1 protein-coding gene and 1 pseudogene are annotated in these 1,576 nt (G+C 73.0%); both read right to left on the bottom strand.

Features of this window, described 5'->3' with window-relative positions; translation table 11 throughout:
- Positions 1–97: pseudogene (locus ACWDR3_RS47745) on the bottom strand (isoprenyl transferase); the annotation flags it as partial.
- Between the two features lie 10 nt (positions 98–107).
- A complete protein-coding gene (locus ACWDR3_RS47740; RefSeq protein ID WP_450358945.1) occupies positions 108–1,394 on the bottom strand; it encodes an amidohydrolase family protein in 1,287 nt (428 codons plus the stop codon).
- Positions 1,395–1,576: the final 182 nt, after the last annotated feature.

The following is a 1,576-nucleotide window of genomic DNA, read 5'->3' as shown; positions in this document are numbered from 1 at the left end:
TGATCCCGGGCAGCTTCGGCGCCCGGGCGCCCGACGGGTGCGGCTCCGGCGCCTTGTACTCACGGCGCTGACGCCCCAGGATCCCGCGTACAGCCATGACGTGCTCCTCAGACGATGTGGGCGGTCGATCGGGCCGCGGCCCGCTGGGCGGCGACGCGGTCGACGCGGACGGTCTCGCCGTCCACGACGACGGGCTCGCCCGCCACCCAGACGTCGTTGACCGCGCGGGATCCTGCCGCCCACATCAGGTTGGAGACGAGGTGGGTGTCGGAGACGTCCAGGCCCGCGGCGAACTGGGGCCCGTCCACGGCGACATGGACCAGGTCCGCCCAGTTGCCCGCGCGCAGCGCGCCGATGTCGGTCCTGCCGAGCGCCGCGGCTCCCACGGTCGTCGCCATCAGGAACGCGTCCTCGGCGGTGAGCGCCAGGGGGTCGGAGGTGGCGAGCCGGGCGAACATCATCGCGAGCCGGGCCTCCTCCCACAGGTCGAGGTCGTCGTTGCTCGCGGGTCCGTCGGTGCCGAGGCCGACCGCGACCGAGGCCGCGCGCAGCTCGTGCACCCGAGCCGTTCCGGAGGCGAGCTTGGCGTTCGAGCCCGGGCAGTGCGCGACGCCCGCGCCCGCCCGCGCCAGCAGGGAGATGTCGTCGTCGGAGAGGTGGACGGCGTGGGCGGCCAGCAGCCGCCCGTCCAACAGCCCGGTCTCCTTGAGGAGTTGAGGGACGGATCCGTGGCGCTCCCGGGTCGCGATGTCCTCGGCGATCGTCTCGGCGACATGGATGTGGACCAGCGCGCCGCGCTGAGCGGCCTCCTCCGCGATGAGGCGCAGTGCCTCCGGCGGCAGGGTGTAGGTCGAGTGCGGCCCGTAGCAGAGCTCGATACGGTCGCCCGCTCCGAAGCGCAGGCCGTCCGCGTCGATCCACTTGCCGGTCGCGGCGACGTCGGCCCGCCAGTCCTTTCCGGGCAGGTCGAACACGGCGGGGGCGATCAGGACACGGCTGCCGGCCTCCAGGGCCGCGTCGACGACCTGTTCGGCGTGCGCGTACATCTCGGCGCTCGTGGTCACGCCGAAGCGGAGCATCTCGACGCAGCCGAGCAGCATGCCGGCGCGGGCGTCCTCGGGCCGCATCCGTGCCTCGGCCGGCCAGATGGCGTTCTGCAGCCACTCCAGCAACGGCAGGTCGCCGCCGAGGCCCCGCAGCAGGGTCATCGGGGAGTGCGCGTGGGTGTTGACCAGGCCGGGCGTGAGGATTCCGGTCAGGTGGGTGCGGGGGACCTCGTCGCCGACCGGGGGAGCGGCGGCGGCCGTACCGCAGTACGTGATGCGGCCGTCCGGGCCCACGTCGAGGACCGCGTCGCGGATCACGGAACAGGACGGGTCGGCGGGCAGGGCCACCGGGGCATGGAAACGTCGTGACGTCGACATGGGACGGGGTGGGTCCAATCTGGTGCGGGGGGAGAGGGGGGAAAGACGGGTGTCGCCGCACACAAGACGGTAGGCCCGCGCGGGAGTTCGTTCCGTGAGGCGTGATCCCTCTCACAAAAGTGCCGTGGTCGGTGGCGACAGCTGTCGCCACC

It is taken from the genome of Streptomyces sp. NPDC001002 (genome assembly GCF_053599215.1).
Note: the sequence above shows the minus strand (reverse complement) of the source record. Positions and strands in the feature narration are given on the sequence as shown.